The organism is Enterococcus rivorum (genome assembly GCF_001742285.1).
Taxonomy (GTDB): Bacteria; Bacillota; Bacilli; order Lactobacillales; family Enterococcaceae; genus Enterococcus_L; species Enterococcus_L rivorum.
In genome coordinates this window covers 232,723-254,952 of the sequence record NZ_MIEK01000012.1, presented here as the reverse complement: position 1 = coordinate 254,952, position 22,230 = coordinate 232,723, and the positions used below count along the sequence as shown (strand labels likewise).

Annotated in this window: 16 protein-coding genes and 2 pseudogenes; all 18 read left to right on the top strand. The window is 30.5% G+C overall.

Annotation, left to right across the window (positions count from 1 at the left end; genetic code table 11):
* Positions 1-569, top strand: a pseudogene (locus tag BCR26_RS18750) (hypothetical protein); the annotation flags it as partial.
* A gap of 7 nt (positions 570-576) precedes the next feature.
* Positions 577-825 carry a DUF1871 family protein gene (locus BCR26_RS06160; protein ID WP_069698091.1) on the top strand — a complete coding sequence of 83 codons (249 nt, stop codon included), beginning with the start codon at positions 577-579 and terminating at the stop codon, positions 823-825.
* Between the two features lie 18 nt (positions 826-843).
* Entirely contained in the window at positions 844-1,269 is a 426-nt protein-coding gene (locus BCR26_RS18745; protein WP_069698090.1) for a hypothetical protein, read from the top strand.
* On the top strand, positions 1,233-1,424 hold the full coding sequence (locus tag BCR26_RS18740) for an HNH endonuclease signature motif containing protein (RefSeq protein ID WP_069698089.1): 192 nt from the start codon (positions 1,233-1,235) through the stop codon (positions 1,422-1,424). The genes BCR26_RS18745 and BCR26_RS18740 overlap by 37 nt, the downstream gene beginning before the upstream one ends.
* 22 nt (positions 1,425-1,446) lie before the next feature.
* Entirely contained in the window at positions 1,447-1,932 is a 486-nt protein-coding gene (locus tag BCR26_RS06145) for an SMI1/KNR4 family protein (RefSeq protein WP_069698088.1), read from the top strand.
* Between the two features lie 289 nt (positions 1,933-2,221).
* Positions 2,222-2,616: pseudogene (locus BCR26_RS06140) on the top strand (recombinase family protein); the annotation flags it as partial.
* Between the two features lie 165 nt (positions 2,617-2,781).
* A complete protein-coding gene (locus BCR26_RS06135) occupies positions 2,782-7,527 on the top strand; it encodes an ATP-binding protein (protein WP_069698087.1) in 4,746 nt (1,581 codons plus the stop codon).
* Between the two features lie 511 nt (positions 7,528-8,038).
* Positions 8,039-8,698, top strand: a complete 660-nt coding sequence (locus BCR26_RS06130) for a hypothetical protein (RefSeq protein ID WP_069698086.1) — start codon at positions 8,039-8,041, stop codon at positions 8,696-8,698.
* Positions 8,683-9,402, top strand: a complete 720-nt coding sequence (locus BCR26_RS06125; RefSeq protein WP_069698085.1) for a helix-turn-helix domain-containing protein — start codon at positions 8,683-8,685, stop codon at positions 9,400-9,402. The genes BCR26_RS06130 and BCR26_RS06125 overlap by 16 nt, the downstream gene beginning before the upstream one ends.
* A gap of 42 nt (positions 9,403-9,444) precedes the next feature.
* Positions 9,445-12,948 carry a hypothetical protein gene (locus BCR26_RS06120; protein ID WP_069698084.1) on the top strand — a complete coding sequence of 1,168 codons (3,504 nt, stop codon included), beginning with the start codon at positions 9,445-9,447 and terminating at the stop codon, positions 12,946-12,948.
* Between the two features lie 64 nt (positions 12,949-13,012).
* The gene (locus tag BCR26_RS06115; protein ID WP_069698083.1) at positions 13,013-13,687 is read left to right on the top strand and encodes a DUF6037 family protein; all 675 of its coding nucleotides are present in this window, start codon (positions 13,013-13,015) and stop codon (positions 13,685-13,687) included.
* A 212-nt stretch (positions 13,688-13,899) separates the two neighbouring features.
* A complete protein-coding gene (locus tag BCR26_RS06110; RefSeq protein WP_211272286.1) occupies positions 13,900-14,313 on the top strand; it encodes a hypothetical protein in 414 nt (137 codons plus the stop codon).
* 381 nt (positions 14,314-14,694) lie between these two features.
* A complete protein-coding gene (locus BCR26_RS06105; RefSeq protein ID WP_069698081.1) occupies positions 14,695-15,876 on the top strand; it encodes a hypothetical protein in 1,182 nt (393 codons plus the stop codon).
* Between the two features lie 314 nt (positions 15,877-16,190).
* Positions 16,191-17,351, top strand: a complete 1,161-nt coding sequence (locus tag BCR26_RS06100) for an efflux RND transporter periplasmic adaptor subunit (protein WP_069698080.1) — start codon at positions 16,191-16,193, stop codon at positions 17,349-17,351.
* A gap of 12 nt (positions 17,352-17,363) precedes the next feature.
* A complete protein-coding gene (locus tag BCR26_RS06095; protein ID WP_069698079.1) occupies positions 17,364-18,074 on the top strand; it encodes an ABC transporter ATP-binding protein in 711 nt (236 codons plus the stop codon).
* Positions 18,071-19,306 (top strand): ABC transporter permease, encoded by a 1,236-nt coding sequence (locus BCR26_RS06090; protein ID WP_069698078.1) that lies wholly within the window; start codon positions 18,071-18,073, stop codon positions 19,304-19,306. Before BCR26_RS06095 ends, BCR26_RS06090 begins: the two co-directional genes overlap by 4 nt.
* A 581-nt stretch (positions 19,307-19,887) precedes the next feature.
* Positions 19,888-20,766: a helix-turn-helix domain-containing protein gene (locus BCR26_RS06085; RefSeq protein WP_069698077.1), complete on the top strand. Its 879-nt coding sequence runs from the start codon at positions 19,888-19,890 to the stop codon at positions 20,764-20,766.
* Between the two features lie 203 nt (positions 20,767-20,969).
* A complete protein-coding gene (locus BCR26_RS06080) occupies positions 20,970-21,839 on the top strand; it encodes a tetratricopeptide repeat protein (RefSeq protein ID WP_069698076.1) in 870 nt (289 codons plus the stop codon).
* Positions 21,840-22,230 lie beyond the last annotated feature (391 nt).

The window sequence follows — 22,230 nt, the reverse complement described above, 5'->3', positions numbered from 1 at the left end:
AAATATTGATGAATTTAGATGATGTAGAAATTATTTTAGATAAAGATTCCACAACTATGCAACGTTCTTCTTCAAGTGTTTTTCTACTGTTGTCTATCTTACCACCAGATAAAGTGAAGGACTTTCTCAAAACAGCGAAGCTATTGGCAAAAGGCGAACATAGCATGGATGCCATCAAGTTAAGTGCAAAAGAATGGCAAATATTGAAAGACTTTGAGAAGTCGGCGGATACGTTGAAAGTGATTAAAAAAACTAGTAAAGCTAATATAGGTAAAGATTTTGGTAAGATAGGTATTTATGTTGAAAAGCCTAATGTTAAAATAAATTGGTCAGAGCATGCTGTTCATGGTATGGAGCGATTAAACCAAAGGGGATTAACAAAATTACAAGTAGATGATTTTATACAGAACGGAAAAGTTCTTTCTCAAAATAATGGAGCTAAATTTGCCTTTATTACAGAAGATGGTGTGGCTATTGTAAGTAAAGATGGGAAACTTGTAACCGCTTGGGGTGTTTCTGACTTTGATGATGGGATGAAAGAAATAGTTAAACAATTATTTGGAAAGTAGGAAAAATATGAACGAGAAAATCGAAAAAATAATAAATGATTGGGACCCAATAGATTTATTTCCAATGGCTCCAAGAGATGAGTACAGTCAAGAAATAAATAAAATCGTTAGTATTCTGGAATTAAACAAAAATATAGACTTTAGGGAATTAGCCTTGAATATAAAAACTATTTTTGAGAATTCCTTTGGTGAGGAAATGCTTTTTAAAAATAATGAGGACGAAGTAGCAAAAAAGATTTTGGAATCAATAAAATAGACTTAGGAGTGTATTTTATTGATTAATTACACGTTTAAACAATGGAAATATAATGAAGACTCGCTTGCTGAATTAATAATTCTTTTTCCCGAAAAAAAATATGTTGGTTTAGAAGAGCTATTGAATACTGAAGGGGTTGCATTTAGTTTAGAAGATATTCTAAACAAGATTGACTTGGTAATTTCTGGAGTAAGTCAGCTTGAAGAGATTGGAACAGAGAGAAGTCTGGCAGAAATAAGGTTGGATATAACATTGATATATGATTTATTCGAAGAACTAGTTTCTGAAGAGGATATCAATCCTACTGTAGAAATACCTACATTGAAATTGAAGGAAATTATTCAGGATTACCAAAAAATAGAGGAATTTGATGAAAAAACTGTAGTTAAAGATTTACCTGAATCGTTGTGGTCAAAATTGATAGAGAACAATTTCAATGGTTAGATAGTCAATTACCGAACGGTGTTAGACCAGAAGGTTATACTTGGCATCATAGTGAAGTATCAGGAAAAATGGAGCTTGTAGAATTTGGTATTAATAATTCAACTTGGCATAAAGGGGGAAGGGCACCAGGAAATTGGGCTAATTCACCTAGATAGATATTTTTAGAAAGGAATGGATATGATATTTGAAGTACAAAAAGATAGTATTTTAGTTTCTCCTTCTGATGAAACTGTAAAAGATTTTGATGAATTCTATAAAGTGAAGTTACCACCGAAGTATGTAGAGTTTTTGAAAAAATATAATGGTGCTATTCCAGTTACGAATATTTTCAGTACAAGTAAGAAAGATTATTTAATAGAAAGATTCTTATGTTTACTTAGTAAAGAGGATAGAGATAGATTACCAGATGTTAGTTGGAGTGAAATTGGTGTAGTTTTAACTGAGCTAGACGAAAGGTTAGTCGATGACGAGAATTTGATAGGTATGAATATTATACCTATAGCCATGCTTTTTGCAGGTGATTTTATTTGCTTAGATTATAGAGAAAATAAAGAAGTACCAAATGTTTGTGTATGGTTTCACGATGAGTCAGATGAGTTTATGCCAGTAGTAGAAAAAATTTCATCCAATTTTGTAGATTTTTTAAATAATTTACATGTTTAATATAAAAAGGCACTTTACTCTCTGGTTGGCGTCGGATAGTAAAACCTTGATTAGTAAGGGATAAACTGACTAATCAAGTTGCCAATAACTAAAAAAAGATAGATATATGTCTTGTGAAGTGGCTTATCTAGGAAATTTAAAATGATTAAAACGGTATCGGTAAGTGATTAACTCCTGATACCGTTACTTAATGTATCAAAAAATTCTGTAAATTTTACCCATACTCTAAGCTGACACTAAAAAATGCTCACGGTATAATGTTATTAATGGAACCTATAGTTGTAGTAACAAATTGGATCGTTTTGTCAGGAATACTAAAGAAGCGTTAGAAGTAATTGAACCGCTGTTGGAACGAAATATTACAATTAAGGTTCTTAATCTTGGAACCATTGAATACACAACTATTGGTCGAATGATAATGCGTACAATTTTATCGGTAGCTGAAATGGAGCGTGACATGATTGTAGAGCGCACACAGGAGGGTAAAGCTTTGTTAAGAGAAATAATCCGAACTTCCGAGAAGGACGCCCTAAAGCTAAAATAACAGATGATAAACTACATGCTTATTAATTGTTGAAATCAGGATTGAGTTATAAAGAGGTTTCTAAAAGGACCAGATTGAGTGTGAGTACGATACAGAGGGTGAAGAGGAATATTGAATTTCCAATGAAAAATGAAAGGTAATTCTTTTAATTTTGTTCATTTTGAACTGAATATATAACAAATGCCTTATTGCTGATATAATTGATAATAAATAAACTTCTAAATTCCGATAGCGTAAATAGAAAAATCTAGAGAATTTTAGGATATATAACAATTTTAATTATTATAATCTGGGAGGCGGAAAAAGTGTATCATAATGTTGAAGTGGATTGGAAAACTTTTGAATATATACATTCTGGCCGAACGCAGTATACATTTGAATACTTAGCATATATTTTATTTTGTCATGAATTCAATCAAAGTATTGGAATGTTTCGGTACTTTAATCAAGCTGGTATTGAAACAAATCCAATTGATTTTGATAATGAAGTGATTGGATTTCAAGCAAAATACTATGATGCTTCCACAAAGATATCAGACCGAGTTTCCGAGCTTAAAGATATGGTAGATAAGGCCAAACAAAAAAATTCTACATTAACTAAAATTCTTGTATATGTAAATAAGGAACTATCAGAAAGTAGTAGCAAAGATAGAAAAATTCCTAAATACCAGGAAGAGATTGAAAATTATGCCCAAATAAACGATATATGCATAGAGTGGAGAGTTCCGAGTCATATAGAACAGATACTTTTTTCACCTACAATTCCAGAATACGTTAGAGATTTTTTTTTCAATCCTCAAAAAGGAATTAGGCAGTTCATTGAACAAAATAAATCACACTCGGAATCATTAGTTGAGACAATAGATAATTCAATTAAATATGAAAATCAAAAGTTGGAAATTGAATATTCTAAGTCTTTCTTTTCAGAATTTTTGGGTTCAGATCAAAAACATTTATTAATATACGGTGAGTCTGGCACAGGTAAATCTGGACTTATTAAATCATTTTACACAGAGAACAATGATGATATTCCAATTTTTATTTACAAAGCAACTGATTTTGGTTTTAATACACTTTCTGAATTTAGTAGACAGTTTGGTGATTGTAATTTAGATGATTTTTTTAGTGCATTTGACAATAGCAAAAATAAAGTAATTGTAATAGATTCGGCTGAAAAGAGGTTCAGTCTGCTTAACGAAGTTTTAGGATTATTTTTGAATAAGGCAGTGAAACATAATTGGCAAGTCATCCATACAATTAGGCGATCTTACAAAGATAGCTATGTTAGCTATGTTTTAAATGATAGTAGCTATATAGAAGAACAATTAGAATTAATCTCAGTTCAAAAAATGAAAGATTTTCTAGAAATTTGTAACATTCCGTGTCCCCAAAATGAAAAAATGCAAAATCTACTGTGTAATCTATTCTATTTATTTATATATATACGTACTTATCATGAAAATAACGATTCCTTTAAGACTAGAAATTTGTTTTTCAAACACATTTGGGACACTAGAATTAAAGGAATTCCACGTGATACAGAAATTAATTCAGTTGCTCGTGAGAATACAATTTTTGCAATGTTTGAAAAAATTTTAGAAACGGGCTCTTCATACTATACAAGTAATGCTCCTCAAGAAATGCAGGTACTTCAAAATATAAAAAATGATGGAGTTATTGATTATGATGGCGTTTACAGAGGATATTATTTTGCTCATGATATTTATGAAGAGTTAGTTGCTAGATATTTGATTACATCGCTGTATGATTCGACAGGAAGTGAAGTTGAGTTCCATGGTTCACTTCATCTTAGTATGATTATGCGTAAACATTATAGATTGTGGTTGTATGATAGATTGTATGAAACGGAAGATAACGAATTTTCAGAGTTTATTGTCAAATCAATTACAAATAAGACAATTAACAAAATATGGAGAGATGAAATTTTAATTACCCTAATGGAATTTGAAAAAAACAATCAAACGCTTGATCTATTAGAAGAATTGTTTAATGAAGATGGGGAATTACTTGTGCGATCTATTTTTTTATTGAAAACTGCATGTAAAATGATAGATTATAACTCTGCTTCTTTAATTTTAACTCAAGAAGAGATAGATTCAAGAGTTACTCTTTTGTATCGATATACTAAGCCCTCTGGAGCTGGATGGAAGTATCTAATTAAATATGTATACTTACATTTATCAGAAATAAACTGGGATGAAGGATTGGTATCGTTGGTTTATGAAATGGTTTCAAGTTGGATTAAAAACGTTAAACAAGGAGGAACAACAAAGTATGCTGGAATGATAGCACTATATCTTTATGATTTATTAGAAGAATCTGATTTTAAATATCGGATTGACAGAGATTTGAAAGGAAAAATAAGCGAAACTATCCTAGAAGCTTCAGCAGAGTTAAAAGAAAAATTATTATTAATTTTTAATTCAATGCTTGAAGAAAAAGATTTAGATAATAATCATAAGTATAATGACTTAGTTGAAGTTCTTTTAGGAAATGTTGTGAATAGCTATATGCCTTGTTTAGTTATGCCTGATATGGTTATAAAAATTTGCGAAACTTTCTGGAAGAAGAATGAGAATGAGGAGGAATCAGACAATCCATTTAGTCCAAGATTTTATAATCGTGATAGTATTGAAAATGATTTTAGATTAAAGTCCGATACCAATCATGACTATTATCCAACAAGTGCGTTCTGGACACCTACCTTTATGTTACTCCAACATGTTTCCTATGTAGGGATTCACTTTGTTTTGAATTTTGTAAATGAAATCACAGAGAATTATAAAATTTCTGAAAGAAATCAAGAATATACAGAAACTTACCAAGTTATTTTGAAACTGCAGGATGGTACAGAGGTTATTCAAGTCTGTAGTAAACGCTTATGGATGGCACATAGAGGACTATCATCAGGGCCTAACCTATTAGACTGTATTCTGATGGCATTAGAAAGATGGCTTTTATATACTATTCCTTCTGTAGATGAAAATAAGGCTAATAAGCTATGTGAATACCTTTTACGAAATTCAAAATCTGTTGCAATAACTTCTGTAATAAACAGTGTTGTTTTATCATTCCCAGAAAAATTGTTCCCTACGGCGTGTAGCTTAATATCTTTAGGTGAGGTCATTTTTTCTTTGGATAATAGTCGGTTAATAAGTGAAGGTATGACTAATATGGGTAGAGGATTGCTGGGAACAAGCTACCAATATGATCAAGAAAGAATTAAATCAAATGCCTTACCTTTTCGAAAAAAGAGTTTAGAAAAGATAATAGTAGACTATCAAATATCATCAGAAAATCTTGATGAAACACAATTCATAAAAAGAAGAGAGCAGATTTATAGTTGTCTTGATTCGTTAAGCAAGGACGTAGATCTTGATAATACAACATTACGTTATGCATTAAACCGAATAGATTTAAGACGTTTGAAAGTTAGTGATGAACCAGAACAGATCATAGAGGGGAAAAAATATGTTGTTTTAGAAGCTGATGAGGCGGAAGATTTAAGATTATTACGCGAAAAACAACAAAAGGAGACAGATGAGAGATATGAATTTTTAAGTGTTTCTCTTTGGGCTAGAGCGAAGTTTGAGGGGACAAAAGATGCTGAAAAGTACAAAGAATATGAGACTCAACCAGTAAAAGCAATCGCTGAAATGAAAAGAATGCTAGAGAAAGTAAAGCAAGGATATTCTTATGATTTTACGATAGCTAGTGCTCCTGCCTATATATCTGCAGTATCATTAAAGTTTTTTGAAAACCAACTTTCAGTCGAAGAAAAAGAGTACTGTATAAAATTTTTAGAAGAAAATTTATCTTTACTGACTAATACAAATCACGTAAACAATATCTCGAATGGTGTTATTGCAATTGTCGATAGTTTGCCATATTTGATTAAAAATACTATGGATTATGGAAAAAAACTTGATTACAGTATTACTTTTTTTACTGCACTACTAGTAGACAATTCTAGAGAGAGAGGTTTTTATAAGGTTTTTTCTAGAAAGATGTGGTGCGAGAATCCTGTTGAAGCAAAGCAGATTATTAAGATGATTGTATCGTTTAAAAAGGAATTCACTGATTGGATTAAATCAGAAGGGTTTAGTACTAAATCAGTTGAAAAATTTGTTAAAAAAAGAAAAAAATCTCTTCGAAAAATTTTCAAAGGAACGGAAGAAGTAGATGAGACTGAGTATTCTTTATTAGATTACAATGATTTAATGGAGATTATGATGCTATTCGATATTACCAGTGAATCACACTGGGGGATACTAAAAAGTTTTGGTCCTACAGTATGGAAAATAGTATTTGAGGAAGATCATTTAAGAAATAGAAATTATGATTTAGAAGCTCAATATTTAGTTTGGTTGGCAAAATACACATACCACACAACAGACAAGATACGATTGGAATTACTTGAGACATTGAGCCCTTGTGTAACCATTTGCAGAGATTTTGAATGCTATTTATCTTGGGTGATAAGTGAGCACGATGTACTGAAAGATAATCGTATTTTTTGGACTATATGGAATAATTTGTACGGAACTATCGTTAGATTAGTCAATCCACATAAAGAATTAGTATTAAAAAATACCAGTTCCTATGATTTTGATGGAGTGATTGCTACCTATTGTTTTGCTTGGAATTATTGGGGTGAAAAGCAAAAAGAATGGGTAGGATTTAAAATACAACATTTGAGTTTCTTTGATAAGGTAGTAAAGGATATAGGTTTTTTACCGGTGACTTTAGAATCCATAGCAAGATTTATTGGTAGTATTGGCTATTCATTTACTAAAGAAGGTGTATCGTGGATAGCTGCATTAATTTCAGAAAATGACTATTTAGTTCATGCTCAATTACATTCTAATACTATATACTATTTAGAGGAGATGATTCTTAGAGTTTCTAAAGAATATTTAAATGATGTGAAAAAAGATTCCATTTTAAGAGGGAAAATTTTAATAATAGTGAATTTCTTAATATCGCGAGGTTCTACAATAGGTTTTCTTGTGAGAGAAGAGTTCTTTTAGTGATTGCTTTGTCGAATATTCTTATTTTTAAGTATTATGAAAAATATAGATCGTAACGGTTGTTGTTCCCGTGCATTAAAAAACTATGAATTATATCATGCAAATAAGAATTTTAAATGGTTTGGAGTCAACATTTAACCAATTTACAAATGCTCAGAGACCTTTTTGAGAATAATATAAAAGCTGATTTTATTGTTTTAAGTAAAAATTAGTATTCAATTTTCAGGGATTTAGAAGTTGTTTTACTGGGATATTTAATTCTTATTTGACTATTTTTTCTGATAAGATAATCGAAATTTAAGTTTTACGGATGTTTTTTATCGAGAGTATAATTATATGAAAACAGGCAAGTTAGTCATAAAGCTTTCCTGTTTTTTTATAATTAGATAATTGTTAAAATCTAAAATAATGAAAAAGAACTAATTAAAGTATTTTTAACTGATTTAGTTACTTCATAAGCCTTATTTATCTTGGTAAGATATATGTACAGAATAAAAAAGGGGGAAAACATATGCTTCTTAATAAGCAACTAGAGATTGAGAGGAAAAATAGAGGCATTTCTAAAAAAAGATTAGTACAAATTATAGAGCAAGGAACAGGGCTTACTTTTCAGGTAGATACTATTCGACGGTGGGAATCAGGAATTTCAAGCATTGATCCAAGAGGGTTAGCATTCTTAAGTATACTATATGATATTACAATGGAAGATTTAGTTTCTGAGGATGTAGAGCCAGTTATTGATAATAAAGAAAAATACTACAAATTTGGGAAAGAAATAAGCGAATATTGTTTGGTAGAAAATATAACAGAATTTACTATGAGATATGAAGTTGTTGATAGTAGAGATTGGATTGTGACACCAAAATACGATTTGATTATGCGTTGTTATGAAGATTATTTAAAGCGTGAGCAAGCTGATTATTTTGCTTGCAAAGCTGCATACGAGGTGTGTAGAGATTGGATGGTTAATATAAAGGAACTAGATTATACTGATGACAGATTATATAACCGAATATATGATGATAGTGCAGGATATTTAGGAATTAGAGAAAAAAGAGACCCTGTAGACTACCTAGATTTATTAGAGGAATTGGAAGCGGTTGTAGATGATATTTCTGGTTATTTAGAATTATTTGAAACTGGAGGGTTTGATAAATGGGAGTATATTTAAAAATAAAAGAAGAAAGAAAAAAGAAGAAAATGACACAAGAACAATTGGCTGAAAAAGTTGGAGTTTCAGTAAAGACAATAGCAAATTGGGAAAATGATGCTGCTATGCCTACCTTAGAAAACTGTAAAAAATTAAGATCAGTCTTTGAGGTTACGCTAGATTATCTCTTAGAAGATAGTTTTGAATTACAGGATACGTACGATGAGTATGTCAGATTAGGAGAAAAGGTTCTTGAATTAGTGGATGAAGAATATCCTTTAGATTTTATTCAAAATTATTATATTTGTGCTAGAGAGCCTAGCTTGGTAATACCTAAAAAAGAAGCAGATAGTTTTATCAAGAATATAAGGGAGAAAATAAATAATACCGATTACTTTGACAGTGAAAAAATAAAAATGATACATCAGGAAATAAAGGACTTTTTATACTTTTGGTATAAATACAATAAAGGAAAGCATTTGCTTTCAAAGAATTTGAAAGCGAAAACTTTATTTATGAATAGTGTTTCTTTTACCAGTGAAGAAGTAATAGATCAGCTAAAAAATCCAGAGGCTCAAACAAAACCTATTTTGTTACTACGAAATTTGATGATAAATAGACTAATAAAAGAATGTAACCTCTTTCAGTACAATATTGATGAGGAAATAGAAGAGGAATTAGATTATAGTGGGGAAATTATGTGGTCCTTAACTGCTTACAAATAGAATGAAAACTATAAAAGAGATTATTTTATAAAGGAGAGTCATATGGATAATTCAAAACTAAAATCTTATTTAAAAAAATTTGATTCAATATCTTTAGCTAAATCGATCTATACAATAACATCATGGATTTCGAATAGAAATTATATTGGTATGTTAGATAAGATGAATAAAACCTTTATAGAAATTGCAGACGAAGGTGGAACTATTGAAATCTCAACCTATGAAGACTTTAAAAAGATGTTTCAAGATCTAATTCCTCACTTGAAAGATTTTTATGGATATCCTGAAGAATTCACTAGTGATACAGGAGAAGTAAGATTTTATTCGGATGGTAGTTTTAAAAAAATTTTTATAGGTAACGGATCTGAAGATATTTATGAAGCATGTTTTTTTATAGAGAGTATGGTGCAAGATGATGAATATTTAAAGACAATGTGGAAAGAAATTTTGTTATATGAAGATTTCATTCTTTCTAAATTATACTTAGGAGAATTTTCTCGTTCTACAGAATTTGAATGTCCCCCAAAGGAGTATTTTGAGAACGTATTCGATATTTATGAATCTTTAATGAATCCCAAGTTAAAATTATTCTTTCAAGATTTTAAGAGTTCCAATAGTGAATTATATGATTTTTTTACAAAGAAGAATGGCTATCCAATTTTTTTACCGGTAATAAAAGAAAGCTTTTTAGAAAAAATCGAACAACTTTTACCGTTAGAACACTTAAAAGATTCAGCTTGGCGTGCAGTAATTAATCAGGTGAGAGATAATTTTTTACCGATATCTTCCAGAGAAATACAAGCTGTTTTTTCAGTAATGCTTATTGAAAAAAAGACGAATTTAGAAACTGTAATTGAAAATTCCTTTGTGATTTGGGATATAAGCCATGTTGTCATTTTTGTACCAGATGATTTAAATGAAAAATTACTAGATTCACTAAAATTTGGAATTAGAGATGAAAACTATACTCTTGCAGGATTTTCTGCTAACGGAGATTTAATAAAAGTAAGTTTTGAATCAGAGATGAGGATGATTGTCCAGAAAGTGGAAGATGTTGATATCTCACCCAATATATCCAAAATGATGATGTTTGCTAAAACGGATGAAGCTTATATTGATATGAGAGGGCTAATGGGTATAATTAATTTTGCATCTGACATAAACGAAATCGTTGAATTTATAAAATTTTCAAATGATAAAGCAAGTGCAGAAAAAATTATGAATGCTTCAGGAATAACATCTTATTTTCAGATATGGCAAGATATGAATAAAGTAATTATTGAAGGATCATTAGACGCTATGATTGTAGTGCCACCGTATCAATCTGTCGAAAAAACTATAGAATTTTTTAGTAGCGATATGAAGTACTATCCTTATGATGCTGGACTTGAATTTTCAAAAATTCATCATTGGAATTTTGTGAATGAAGCAAAATCAGATTTATCATTAATTGCTAAAGGTGGAACAGGATCAGCTGATATTTTTATAGCAAAGGATAAATCAATAGTATATCAAGAACTTTACTTTATTATAGAAGATATGGATGAGAAAACCGTCGAAACAATAACGTCTTTCCATGAAATTATTATAAATGAACTAGATGAAAATAAAGAATTGATTCTTTCTTTATATAGGAAAAATATATTAGAGATTAATCTGGTATCAGAAAGAGTCTTGAAGAAAAATGCGACAAAGTTATCAATTATAGAATCTAAATATTGTAAAAAGCTTATTATAAATTCAGATGATGACACCCAAGTATTGTTAGTAAAACCAGATTGGGAAAAAATTGTAAATGATAACATTATTTCAAAAGAGAAATCTTTTGAAAATGAGTTAATATTAAGTTTTTTAAAGGGCGGAAATTTTAGTGATGAAAAGCTTTTAGAAAAAGAGATTAAAAAAAGTAATACTGAGCAGAGAACATCATCGATTAGTCAAATAGAAATTCCTTACTTTATTGATCCTCACTTAAATTTTGATTCACCGAAGATATCCGCTTTTAAAAATGTTAGGAAAATAATGTCTAAAATAATAGAAAAAATGGGGTTGGAGACTAAAGAGTACGAAGAGGCTGAAATTTTAGGAGTCGTAAGACGCTTTAGAAATGAAATTCGTAATGATTTAATAAAAAAAATTAAAAATTTCGATAAAATCGATTTGCATAAAAAACTGTTAAATATATATTCTACAATACTCTTCCAAATTAATATTCATCAGGAAAGAATTAATGAGTTCCAGATGATTGATTACTTGCGTGAAGATTCGTTAAATGAATTTAGAGAGCAGGCAATTAAATTAAGAGAGGAATCAAAAACGTATAGGCAAGTTCTTGAGTACTTAATGGAAGAGAATTTGATTTGTGACAGAATAAACACAGCTCGAATTATCACCAAACAAGACTTGGACGAATTAATTGCATATTCGAAATGGACACTAGATTTTCAAACAATGTCTGATTCCTTAAGTTATGGAGCAAGTGGATGGAATAAATTAGAAATTAGAGAAGACCATGTACTTGAAATCAAAGAAACTGATAAATATGTGAGAGATGCAGAATTATTAAAAAAATTGAGATATGTTTATGGCGATTATTCATATAGAGATCATGAAATGGATAAACAAATGCTTGATTTAGTTGATAATGCATTTCAAATAGAAACCCAAATATCTTTTAAAGCTTTATTTACGACATTAACATTACTTTACTCTAATTCATATGTGGCTGATATTGCACAGCAAGAAGAAGTTAAAGTTACTAATAATATTGTTGAAACACCAATTAATATTATTGCCAATCTTTTTCTACTCGAAACAGAATTGCCTATAGAAGAATTCTTTAAGGTACTCAATTTTATAACAATAAATGTCGATCAGATTTCTGATAATAGTGGCGTAATTCCAGTATGGGAAAAGAAAAAAAGGAAAAATAAGTTATCAGCTCAACCAGTATTACTTATTGAAAATAATTTAATTTTTTCTCCGATTTCTTTATATGAATTAAAAAAAAGTTGGTTCCAAGGAATGATGAGTTTCATATTACCTTACAATGTAGGCTTAGAAAAGACAACAAAAGCTATTGATGAGTGGAAAGAGTATTATGAACATAAAATAGTAATGGATTTAGCTACATTATTTGAAGAAACCATTTATGATGTTTATCCTGATAAAGAGTTATATAAATTAGATCCAAAAGGAAATCATCCACGTGATCTTGGGGACTATGATCTTATTGTAATAAATAAAGAAAAGAAAGAAATCCTTCTATTTGAAGTTAAATATATGCGTTTAAGCCAGACAATGAAGGATTCGCTTGGTGATCAAGGAAAGTATTTTTTAAATAGAAAAGCTAAGGCAAAGAAATTTGTGAGAAGAGTAAATTATTTTCAAGAACATGTTAATCGAATAATGAGTAATTTAGGTTTTGAGGAAAATTTCGTAGTTAAGAAATATTTTTTATCTAACAAAAATATCCGCTCTTTCTTTAAAGAGTATCCATTTGAAGTAATTGGTTTTAAAGAGTTTGAGCAGACTTATTTCAATTAAGATAAGAAACTAAAAGAATCTAGTATTAGATAATTAACAAATTGAGAGATTGGAGTTGATTTTTATGGTATGGGAAAACTTAAAAAAGCATATTTCTGAAATGAAACCGAGTGAAAGGACTTTCAGTGGATTTGAATTTAGATATAAGAAATTTGATTGTATTGGCATCTTGAGTATTGTCGAAAGCGATTTAGAGACAAGTAAATATGGAATTGCAAAGATTTATGTATATAAAAATCAGGATTTGGATAATTGCTTAGTTGTTTATCCGAGTTGGACAGATATGAGTATTTCTCCGAATATTACGGCATTTTATAATTTTTTTGAGATTGAAACTTCCTATAATGGGGATCATTTTAAGGAATTAAAAGCAAACTTCATGTCGAATACAGATTTATTTATTCCTCCGAATTTTCAATCTAATTTAGCACCTGCTATTGAACGAGCATCTATACACACATTGATTTCGAATGATCCTGTTGATCCAAATAAAAGATATTGTATTGGTCTAAAATTGAACGGGAATAAAAAAAATGGGAATCGGAAAAAAAGAACAGATTATAACGATGAAAAATCACGACATTTAAAAAAGAGGTTGTATGCTATTGTTGGGGAACATAAAGAAATTAGTTTTAACTATTCTAAAAATATTAAGGAGGAAAAAGATGACTGGGAGATATTACGACGCTTTGTAGAGAATAACTCAGAATATGGATTTCTCAATTATCAGAAGAAATAGAATTGTTAGTCGGTTTAAAATGCATGCCCATGCTATTTGATTTAACTCCGTAGTTAACTACGATTGAATTTTCTTTGCCTAATTAGTAGCAATTAAGAGTGACGATTTACTTATTGGTGATTCGCATATTTACTGACTTTTTCCAATTCTTCCTAATGAAATCTATATTGGAATTATTCAAAGAATATGGGCCTGAAATCTTTAAAATATTGATGAATTTAGATGATGTAGAAATTATTTTAGACAAAGACTCAACTAAGCTACAACGTTCTTCCTCAAGTATTTTTCTACTGTTGTCTATCTTACCTCCAGATAAAGTGAAGGACTTTCTCAAAACAGCGAAGCTATTGCCAAAAGGTGAACATAGCATGGATGCCATTAAATTAAGTGCAAAAGAATGGCAAATACTAAAAGAATTTGAGAAGTCAGCAGATACCGTTAAGACGATAGACAGAGGGAAAGATACTACAAAAATCTTTAATCAAGGTGAGACACTACTGAAGAATTTTGATTTAGATGACCACGATAGGGCAAAGTTGCCTAAACCACTAGATGATAATCATGTTCTAGTTGAATTGGGTTCTACAGCTGTCAAAGTAGACCAAATAGCATATTTAGACTTTTAAAATTTTTAAAACTATTTAGCTGAGCAAGTAAAAAAGGTAAGAGAAAAAATTCAAAAGACGCGTTACCACATTATTGTAGCCGAATGTGAAAGCCTTGATTAGTAAGCTAAAACTACCAATAATTAGCTGTATTTATTTTACAAAAAAATAAAGAGTTGTTCTTCATAATATTGGTTCAGTTGATGTGTAATAAATTCAGATAGAAATTCTGAAGTTCTAAATAAGATATTAGTATTGTTCAAAAACATCAGTATCTTTTTTTACTAAACCTTAATTTATGAAGCCTATGTGAATGGCAAAAAAGACGCTCAGAGAAAGAAAGAACTGCGGGAGATATTTAGAGTTCGCATTATGGAGTTATTTTAAATTGAAAGAACACTTATGCTAGTAAACAAGTATAGAAAATGGAAGGATGTTTTAATTTTGAGTAGGAAGCTTGATAGAAAAGATGATAACAGAAAGAAATGGGGGGCATATAATGTAAAAGTTGGAGTGCTTGTTGGAATATTTACATTGATTGGGGGAACCTGGACTTTTTCAGAGAGTTTGAGTAATCTTTTTTTTCCTGAAAAAATTACAGAAAAAGTTACAAGTTATGATAATAGTGTCTACCAATTTCAAAATGCAGAAAGGATAAATCCTAACAAGGAAAGATCTAATCAGGAGACATTACATTATTTAGTATCTGAGAATCAAACATTTATAAAAAATGATAGTAATAAAAATATTCTTATTAACAAAGGAGTTTTATTAATTGAAGATTTTGAAGAATTGAAACATACTGAGATAGTGTTGCAGCAAGGTCTATATAAAGAGTATTTAGAACTTTACTTTATTAATAATGGGAATTTAGAATCGGAGCCCTTAACTTTTCAATTAGATATGACATTTTCAAAACAACAACAAGGTGTTTTGAAAGAGGAAAATATAGATAGTGAACGAATGCAAACCTTAATAAATGAGGAGAAAATAAAAAAATCAGAGTTTGCAGGAGGGCAAATCAAAAGAATGTATCATATAAATACATCTGGTGAACTTAAAAAATTTTTTAGAGAAAATCCCAATTATACTAGTGTCAATTTCAAATTAAGAGAAAAAAAGAGTGGAAATGAATTTAATGTATACTCAATTTACTATCTTAAGGAACAGGACAAATTTGTTTATGGTGGTTTTGGGGGTGTCGCTCCAAACGAGCAATATAATGTAATTGAACTTGATTTAGATAATATGGAGAGAGAACAGGAGATACCTAATGTCAATATGCAAGTTCCAGCTCATTCAAGTGTAGGAATAAAAACGCTTTTAGTACCAAAAAAGTCTATTCGATTAACATATAAAATAAATTACTATTTTGAAGGAAATAAAGTTGAGTATGGCGACCTAGTTTCAACAGAAATTTACGTTCCTCTCTATAATATTCGGTCAAATTTATATGGAGAATTGTTTGATAAACTTTGTCAGTATAGTATTACAAATTACACATACGAAGAGACAACGAAAATGCAAAATTCTATAAAATATGATTATAAATATGTGTATAAGCTATTTGAAGAAAATAGATAAATTAAAAAATGTTATTATTACTCTTTTCAATAGGGTTTATGACTAAAAAAATTTGATTTATTTAATACAAGGTAATTTTTTTGTTTTTCAGTAAAGTATAACGATTAAATAGTATTAATCGGGAAAAACCTTCTTCGATACCAATTGCAAAATATTTCAAAATGACATATAAATTATATTTTAAAGTAGTATTGCAAGTGCTATACAGGTTCATGATGACAAAAATGTCACTTGTATGACAAAGAAAAGAGTGGTTAAATAAAAGAGAGTAAAAAAGTTCTAACAATGAAAATGAAGGAGATGAGTAAGAGAAAATGAAGAAGAAAGTGATCATTGCTGTTGGGATTATTGCAGCACTAGTTGTAGGTTTTTTTATTATTTCTAATCTGCTAGGCGGGTCAAAAGAAACAAAATCGGCTGATGTAGCCGCTAAAGAAGACTATGGAATTGAGTATTTCGAGGTACCGGATATAGAACAAGTGTACATTAATGGCGTTGTTCAACCAGATCAAATGGAGGCGTTTGCTAAAGATACAAAAATGACAAGCACTCCTGAAATAAAAGTTAAAAATGGGGATATTGTTGAACCAGAAACAGAGCTTTTCACTTATGAAGATAAAGAAGTGACAAAAGAAATAGAAAATCAAAATAATAATTTAAGCAAGCAGTATACCAAAAAAGACAATATCTATGGGAAATGGAACCGAGCAATTGATAATTTTAATAAAACAAAAGAAGAAGAACGTACAACCACTAAAGCCGCTTTAGATGAACAATATCAAACGGAGGTAGATGCGGCAGATGAAGAAATTATTTTCATCAATCAAACAATTGCTGATTTATCTACTAAGCAATTTATCTCTACAAAAGCGAAATTCAAAGGTCGTGTTTCAATTCCAGAAGTCAAAGACGAAAATGCACCGATTTTAAGATTAACTTCGGAAGGTCTTTACGTTGCTGGCAAAGTGAATGAAAAAGATTTAATGAAAATCGCTGTTGACCAAAAAGCAACGTTATCTGTTGTGTCTAATGGAACAACGGTAACTGGAAAAATTTCTTATATTGATGATAATCCACCAGAAGCACAAACAAACCAAAATCAAAGCGGTGGAGAAAGTGGCTCCGCAGCATCGATGTCTAGCTACAATGTGAAACTCTCTCTTGATAATTTAAATGGCATTAAAAACGGCTATCACATGCAGGCGACGATTAACTTAGGTGAAAATAAACCAATCGAAATTCCTACATCAGCTATAAAAGAGCAAGAGGGTAAAAAATATGTATTGGTTAATGATTTTGGTTCTGTGATTCGACGTGATATTCAGGTTGGTGAAGCAGTTGGCGATAAGACGATTGTTCAGTCAGGGTTAGAGTCAGCAGATCGAATTATCATTTCTTCTAAAAAAGAAGTAAAAGAAGGCGATCTAGTAGAAGCTAACACCGAAGAAACAGGAGAACCCGTACCAGCAGGATAAGGAGGAGAAGTGATGACAGAGCAAGAAAAAATCAAGCAGCCTCTTATTCAAATGCAGTCTATCAATAAATATTTTCCTGTTGGGAAAGGAAAATTGCATGTTTTAAAATCATTGGATTTGACGATCTATGAAGGTGAATTTATCATGATCATGGGAAAATCCGGTAGTGGAAAAACAACACTGATGAATATTATTGGTTTCTTGGATCGAGTATCTGATGGCAACTATCTTTTTAGAGGAGAAGATGTTTCTAAGCTATCTGAAAATAAAAAATCGGAATTTCGAAATGAGTATCTAGGGTTCATTTTTCAACAATTCTTTTTAATTAATTCTTTGAATGTCAGCCAAAATGTCCAATTACCATGTGTTTACGAAGGTAAAAAGAATAATGACGAAAAGAAAAAAATGGCTGAAAAATATTTAGAGCTTGTAGGGTTAGGATCAAAGGTAAAAGCGAAAGTCAATGAACTTTCTGGTGGGCAGCAACAACGTGTCGCAATTGCTCGTTCTTTAGTCAACGACCCAGTCTTAATCATGGCGGATGAACCTACCGGTGCGCTAGATAGTGAAACAGGGACTGAAATAATGGAATTATTAAGTGAACTGAATCGAGAAGGTAAGACGATTGTCATGGTTACCCATGATTCCGATATGAAAAAATACGCAACACGTGTTATTCACATGAAGGACGGCCGTTTCCTTGAAGAAGAGGTGATTCGATGATTTCAAATTTATTAGTCAGCACCTTATTAAGCTTAAGAGCGCACAAATTGAGAGTGATGCTAACCATGATTGGCATTATCATCGGAATTACATCTGTAGTAACTATTTCTACTTTAGGGGAAGGGATGAAAAAACAAGTCCTTTCAGCTTCAAGTGCACTAAATACAGATGTTCTAAAAATGCATTATTCAATGGAAACAGAGAATACATCAGGCTTCATGATTTATGAAGAACCAGATTTTAGTTTTTCTAGAGTGGATATGAAAAAAGTTAGAGACATTAAAGGTGTGGATTCTGTTTACCCTCAATATGGCGATGGGATGATGGGAGATAATCTGGATGTGTCAATGGATTACTTTGGTGCTCAAGCGGGTTTGATGATTACATCTAATCGTGGGAAAAATAAAGTGAAATATGGGCGTGATTTCGACGAACGCGATCGAAATAAAGATGTGATTCTTTTAAATCATGATATCTTTGACTATCAATTAAAAATGGATGATCCAGGCGAATTGATTGGTAAAGCTGTTTCAATTAATGGCTACATGTATAAAGTCATCGGGATTTTAGAACCTATAAATTATCAAGAGATGGACACTTCTGAACAAATGGCAATGGATTGGAACCTCGCTTCAAGCAGCTTTGTATCAAGAGGCTCTTATAATAAATTAGCTGTATCTAAGTCTATCAGTGGTATTAACTTTAAGCTAAAAGAAGATGCCGATAAACAACAAGTGCTAGCAGAAGCAGTTGCGATTATGACCGAAAATCACCCTGACGTAAAAGGAATCTTCAAAGAAAACGATCAAGATCAAAAAAATCAACAACAGATGCAAGATGCGATTGGTGGCATAACCATGTTCTTAATGGCTGTAACAGCGATTTCGTTATTAGTTGGCGGTATTGGGGTTATGAATATCATGTACGTCTCTGTTACAGAAAGAAAAAGAGAAATTGGTATTCGTCGAGCAATTGGTGCGAAACCGCGAATGATTTTATTACAGTTTCTATTAGAGGCTTCCTTCATCACATTACTTGGTGGGCTAATTGGTGTTGGTTTAGGCTATCTGCTCTCAACTGTAATTGGCGGCTATGTAAAAATTATTCCAGTGATGACACCATCGATATTTATCCTATCTACGGCCGTTTCCATCTTCACAGGATTAATTTTTGGAATTATCCCAGCAATCAGCGCTTCAAGGATGGATCCAATAAAAGCAATTTACAATTAATATTTTTTCTATATTCTCAACAGTTAGATTTTGAATGTAACTGTTGGGGATTTTTTGTAGTTTTTTAAACAGAACGATACTAATTGAACCAAAATTTACCTAATTCTTTTGTTAGTATGTCCAGAAGACTGAAAAAATAAGCTTTTTAATTGTCAGAAACGAAGATGAGTAGAGGGAAGTATGAGAAAGGTTTCTATTGAACCAATATTATCGATAAAGCATCTCTATAAACAACTTACTAAGCCTTTCAATAAAATATTGGTATCCAAAAGATCTGATAATTAATTAAACGATTAAAATGGCATAATTAATTAGTTATAAAACGTTGTGAAAAATTAAAATTATGCTATAATTTAATTAGTGAGTGAAAATAAAAACAACTGATTGTTGAATCAGTCGCTTTTATTCTTGATACATTTAGTATCTAAATTCCCCCAGCATTACCATAAGGAGTTATTGAGATTAAGATTGTTGTGAATAAATTCAAATTGGCACCTCCTTTATTGTACAAATAATTATATCATATTTGATAGTATTAAAAAATGACATTTTAGTCAAAAAAGATAGGAGAGACTGTTTTTATGGATGTTTTAGGAGCGAAAGTTAGAGCAATACGGAAAAGCAAGAAAATTTCTCAAAAAGAACTGTCAGAAGGAATCTGTACTCAAGCAACCATTAGTAATATAGAATCTAAAAATAGATGTGATAGTTTAGTAATATTTTCAGCTATTTGTAGACGATTAGATGTTAATGTGGAAGATTGCATTGAATATACACAGGAACAAAAATTAAATCTTTTTTTAGATGAAATTGAAAAAATGTGTAGTCGATTTGATCATAAAGCTGCCTATCAACTATTAGCAGACTATGTAGTTGAGGAATCTGAGGATATTGATGGAAATGCTATTTTAAAGTCTAAATATAATTACTATCAAGGAATTACAGCTTTAGTAGGAGCGAAAGATTCTTCATCAGCTCTCTTCTATTTTCATCAAAATATAGGCTATAATAAAAAACCGAATATTTATGAGATACTTAGTATTAACGCTTTGGGTGTTCTATACGAAAATGAAAATGAAATTGATAGAGCTAAGGTTTATTATAAAAAGTCTTTAAACTTGTTAAAGCATTATGACGGTGAAACAGCCTCAATGATATATAAAATTTACTATAATTCGGCTCAGTTCTATAGTCAGATTAAAGATTATCGAACTAGTATTGTACTTTGTGAGAAAGGGATTTATCTAAACGAAGTGGAAGAAACATTCTATTATTTAGACTTCTTGTATTATGAATTAGGGTTTAATAAATACATGGCTGGTGAAACAGCCATGATGGAATATAAAACGGCTTACTATTTAGCAAAGCATTTAAAAAACAATGAGTTAGCAAAAATTATTCTTCAAGATGCCAAGAGTTATGATTTTCCATTTCAAGCGGATGAAAATGGTGTGATTTAGAACTATTGTTAATGTGAATAATTGAAATGAACATTTCTAACCAGAGCACCTTCAAAAGTCGAACTTAAAATTTGATTGCTGAAGGTGCTTATTTTTGCTAAAAAGAAGATTTAATATAATTTTTTTACTAAATTAGTTCATGATACAATTTAATAAAGCTGTCAAAGTTTATTTAAATACATATATATAGGTGGGGAGTAAATATGAACGTTTTAGGAAATAAAATAAGAGAAGAACGTGAAAGTAAACAAATATCTCAGCAAGATTTAGTTAAGGACATTTGCCGGGAAAATGTTCTTAAAATGATTGAAACAAAAAATAGATGTGATAGTAAAATTGTGTTTCATGCTATTTGTAATCGCCTAGGCCTCAAAGTTGACGAATGTATAGAGTACACTGACGAAGAAAAGCTCTCTCTTTTGTTGGATAAAATTGAGGTGAAATGTAATATTTTTGAACATAAAGAAGCCTATGAAATCATATGTGCTTACGAATTGGGAGAAGTACAACAAAACATTCTACTTATGAGTCAATATTATTATTATATAGGGATTACTGCTTTAGTTGGCGCTAAAAATTTATCTTTAGCATTGTCATATTTGAATAAAGGTTTGGAGTATGGGGATAATGTAAATATTTATAGCATATTAAGTGTGAATGGATTAGGTGGCGTATATGAAGAAAAAGGGGATTTAGAGGAAGCGAAAATTTATCATGAACAATCTTTGCGTTTAGTAAAAAATTATGTTGGTAATGATGTCTCTGTAAAGTACAAAATTTATTTTAATTCAGCACGTTTCTACAGTGAAGTAAAGGAGTATCAAAGAGCCATTGAAATTTGTGAAGAAGCAATTTCGTTGAATGAAGAGAAAGGAACCTTTCATCATTTAGAAATTTTATATTATGAGTTAGGCTTCAACAAGCATATGATTGGAGAAAGTGCAGTTATTGAATACAAAATGGCATACTATCTAGCAAAGCACTTAAAAAATAAACATGTGATTAATGTAATTTTAGATGATGCTAAGAGGTATAATTTATCTTTCCAAGTAGATGAAGACGGTGTGATTTAGTGATTTACAAAACAATGTCTTTAGTATATTAAAAAAGATATTGTTTTGATATTTAATTATTGATAGGATTAATTCATAATCATTTTAAATTTTACATAGTTTTTATTTTATTTTTGGAAGAAAAAGAATGGCACAAATTAAATTATCACTAGAAGAATTAGAAACATCTGCAACAAAATATACACAAGGATCAGAAGAAATCTTAACACTATTATCTAACCTAGGAAGAGAATAAGATGCTATCCGTTCCAATTGGGAAGGTAGTGGCTGACAATCAATTCGTTGAGCTACAACCAACAAATTCGTGAGTTTGTTTAGTTGTTAGAACAAATCAACCAACAACTACATTCAGTGGCGCAAATTATGCGTGATAGGGATAACGATATTTCAC

Coding starts and splice junctions, on each gene's coding strand:
- BCR26_RS06130 (WP_069698086.1), top strand. CDS start 8,039: ATGCTTCTTAATAAGCAACTAGAGATTGAGAGGAAAAATAGAGGCATT.
- BCR26_RS06105 (WP_069698081.1), top strand. CDS start 14,695: ATGCTAGTAAACAAGTATAGAAAATGGAAGGATGTTTTAATTTTGAGT.
- BCR26_RS06085 (WP_069698077.1), top strand. CDS start 19,888: ATGGATGTTTTAGGAGCGAAAGTTAGAGCAATACGGAAAAGCAAGAAA.
- BCR26_RS06095 (WP_069698079.1), top strand. CDS start 17,364: ATGACAGAGCAAGAAAAAATCAAGCAGCCTCTTATTCAAATGCAGTCT.
- BCR26_RS06160 (WP_069698091.1), top strand. CDS start 577: ATGAACGAGAAAATCGAAAAAATAATAAATGATTGGGACCCAATAGAT.
- BCR26_RS06100 (WP_069698080.1), top strand. CDS start 16,191: ATGAAGAAGAAAGTGATCATTGCTGTTGGGATTATTGCAGCACTAGTT.
- BCR26_RS06145 (WP_069698088.1), top strand. CDS start 1,447: ATGATATTTGAAGTACAAAAAGATAGTATTTTAGTTTCTCCTTCTGAT.
- BCR26_RS06090 (WP_069698078.1), top strand. CDS start 18,071: ATGATTTCAAATTTATTAGTCAGCACCTTATTAAGCTTAAGAGCGCAC.
- BCR26_RS06110 (WP_211272286.1), top strand. CDS start 13,900: ATGAATTTAGATGATGTAGAAATTATTTTAGACAAAGACTCAACTAAG.
- BCR26_RS06125 (WP_069698085.1), top strand. CDS start 8,683: ATGGGAGTATATTTAAAAATAAAAGAAGAAAGAAAAAAGAAGAAAATG.
- BCR26_RS06120 (WP_069698084.1), top strand. CDS start 9,445: ATGGATAATTCAAAACTAAAATCTTATTTAAAAAAATTTGATTCAATA.
- BCR26_RS06115 (WP_069698083.1), top strand. CDS start 13,013: ATGGTATGGGAAAACTTAAAAAAGCATATTTCTGAAATGAAACCGAGT.
- BCR26_RS06080 (WP_069698076.1), top strand. CDS start 20,970: ATGAACGTTTTAGGAAATAAAATAAGAGAAGAACGTGAAAGTAAACAA.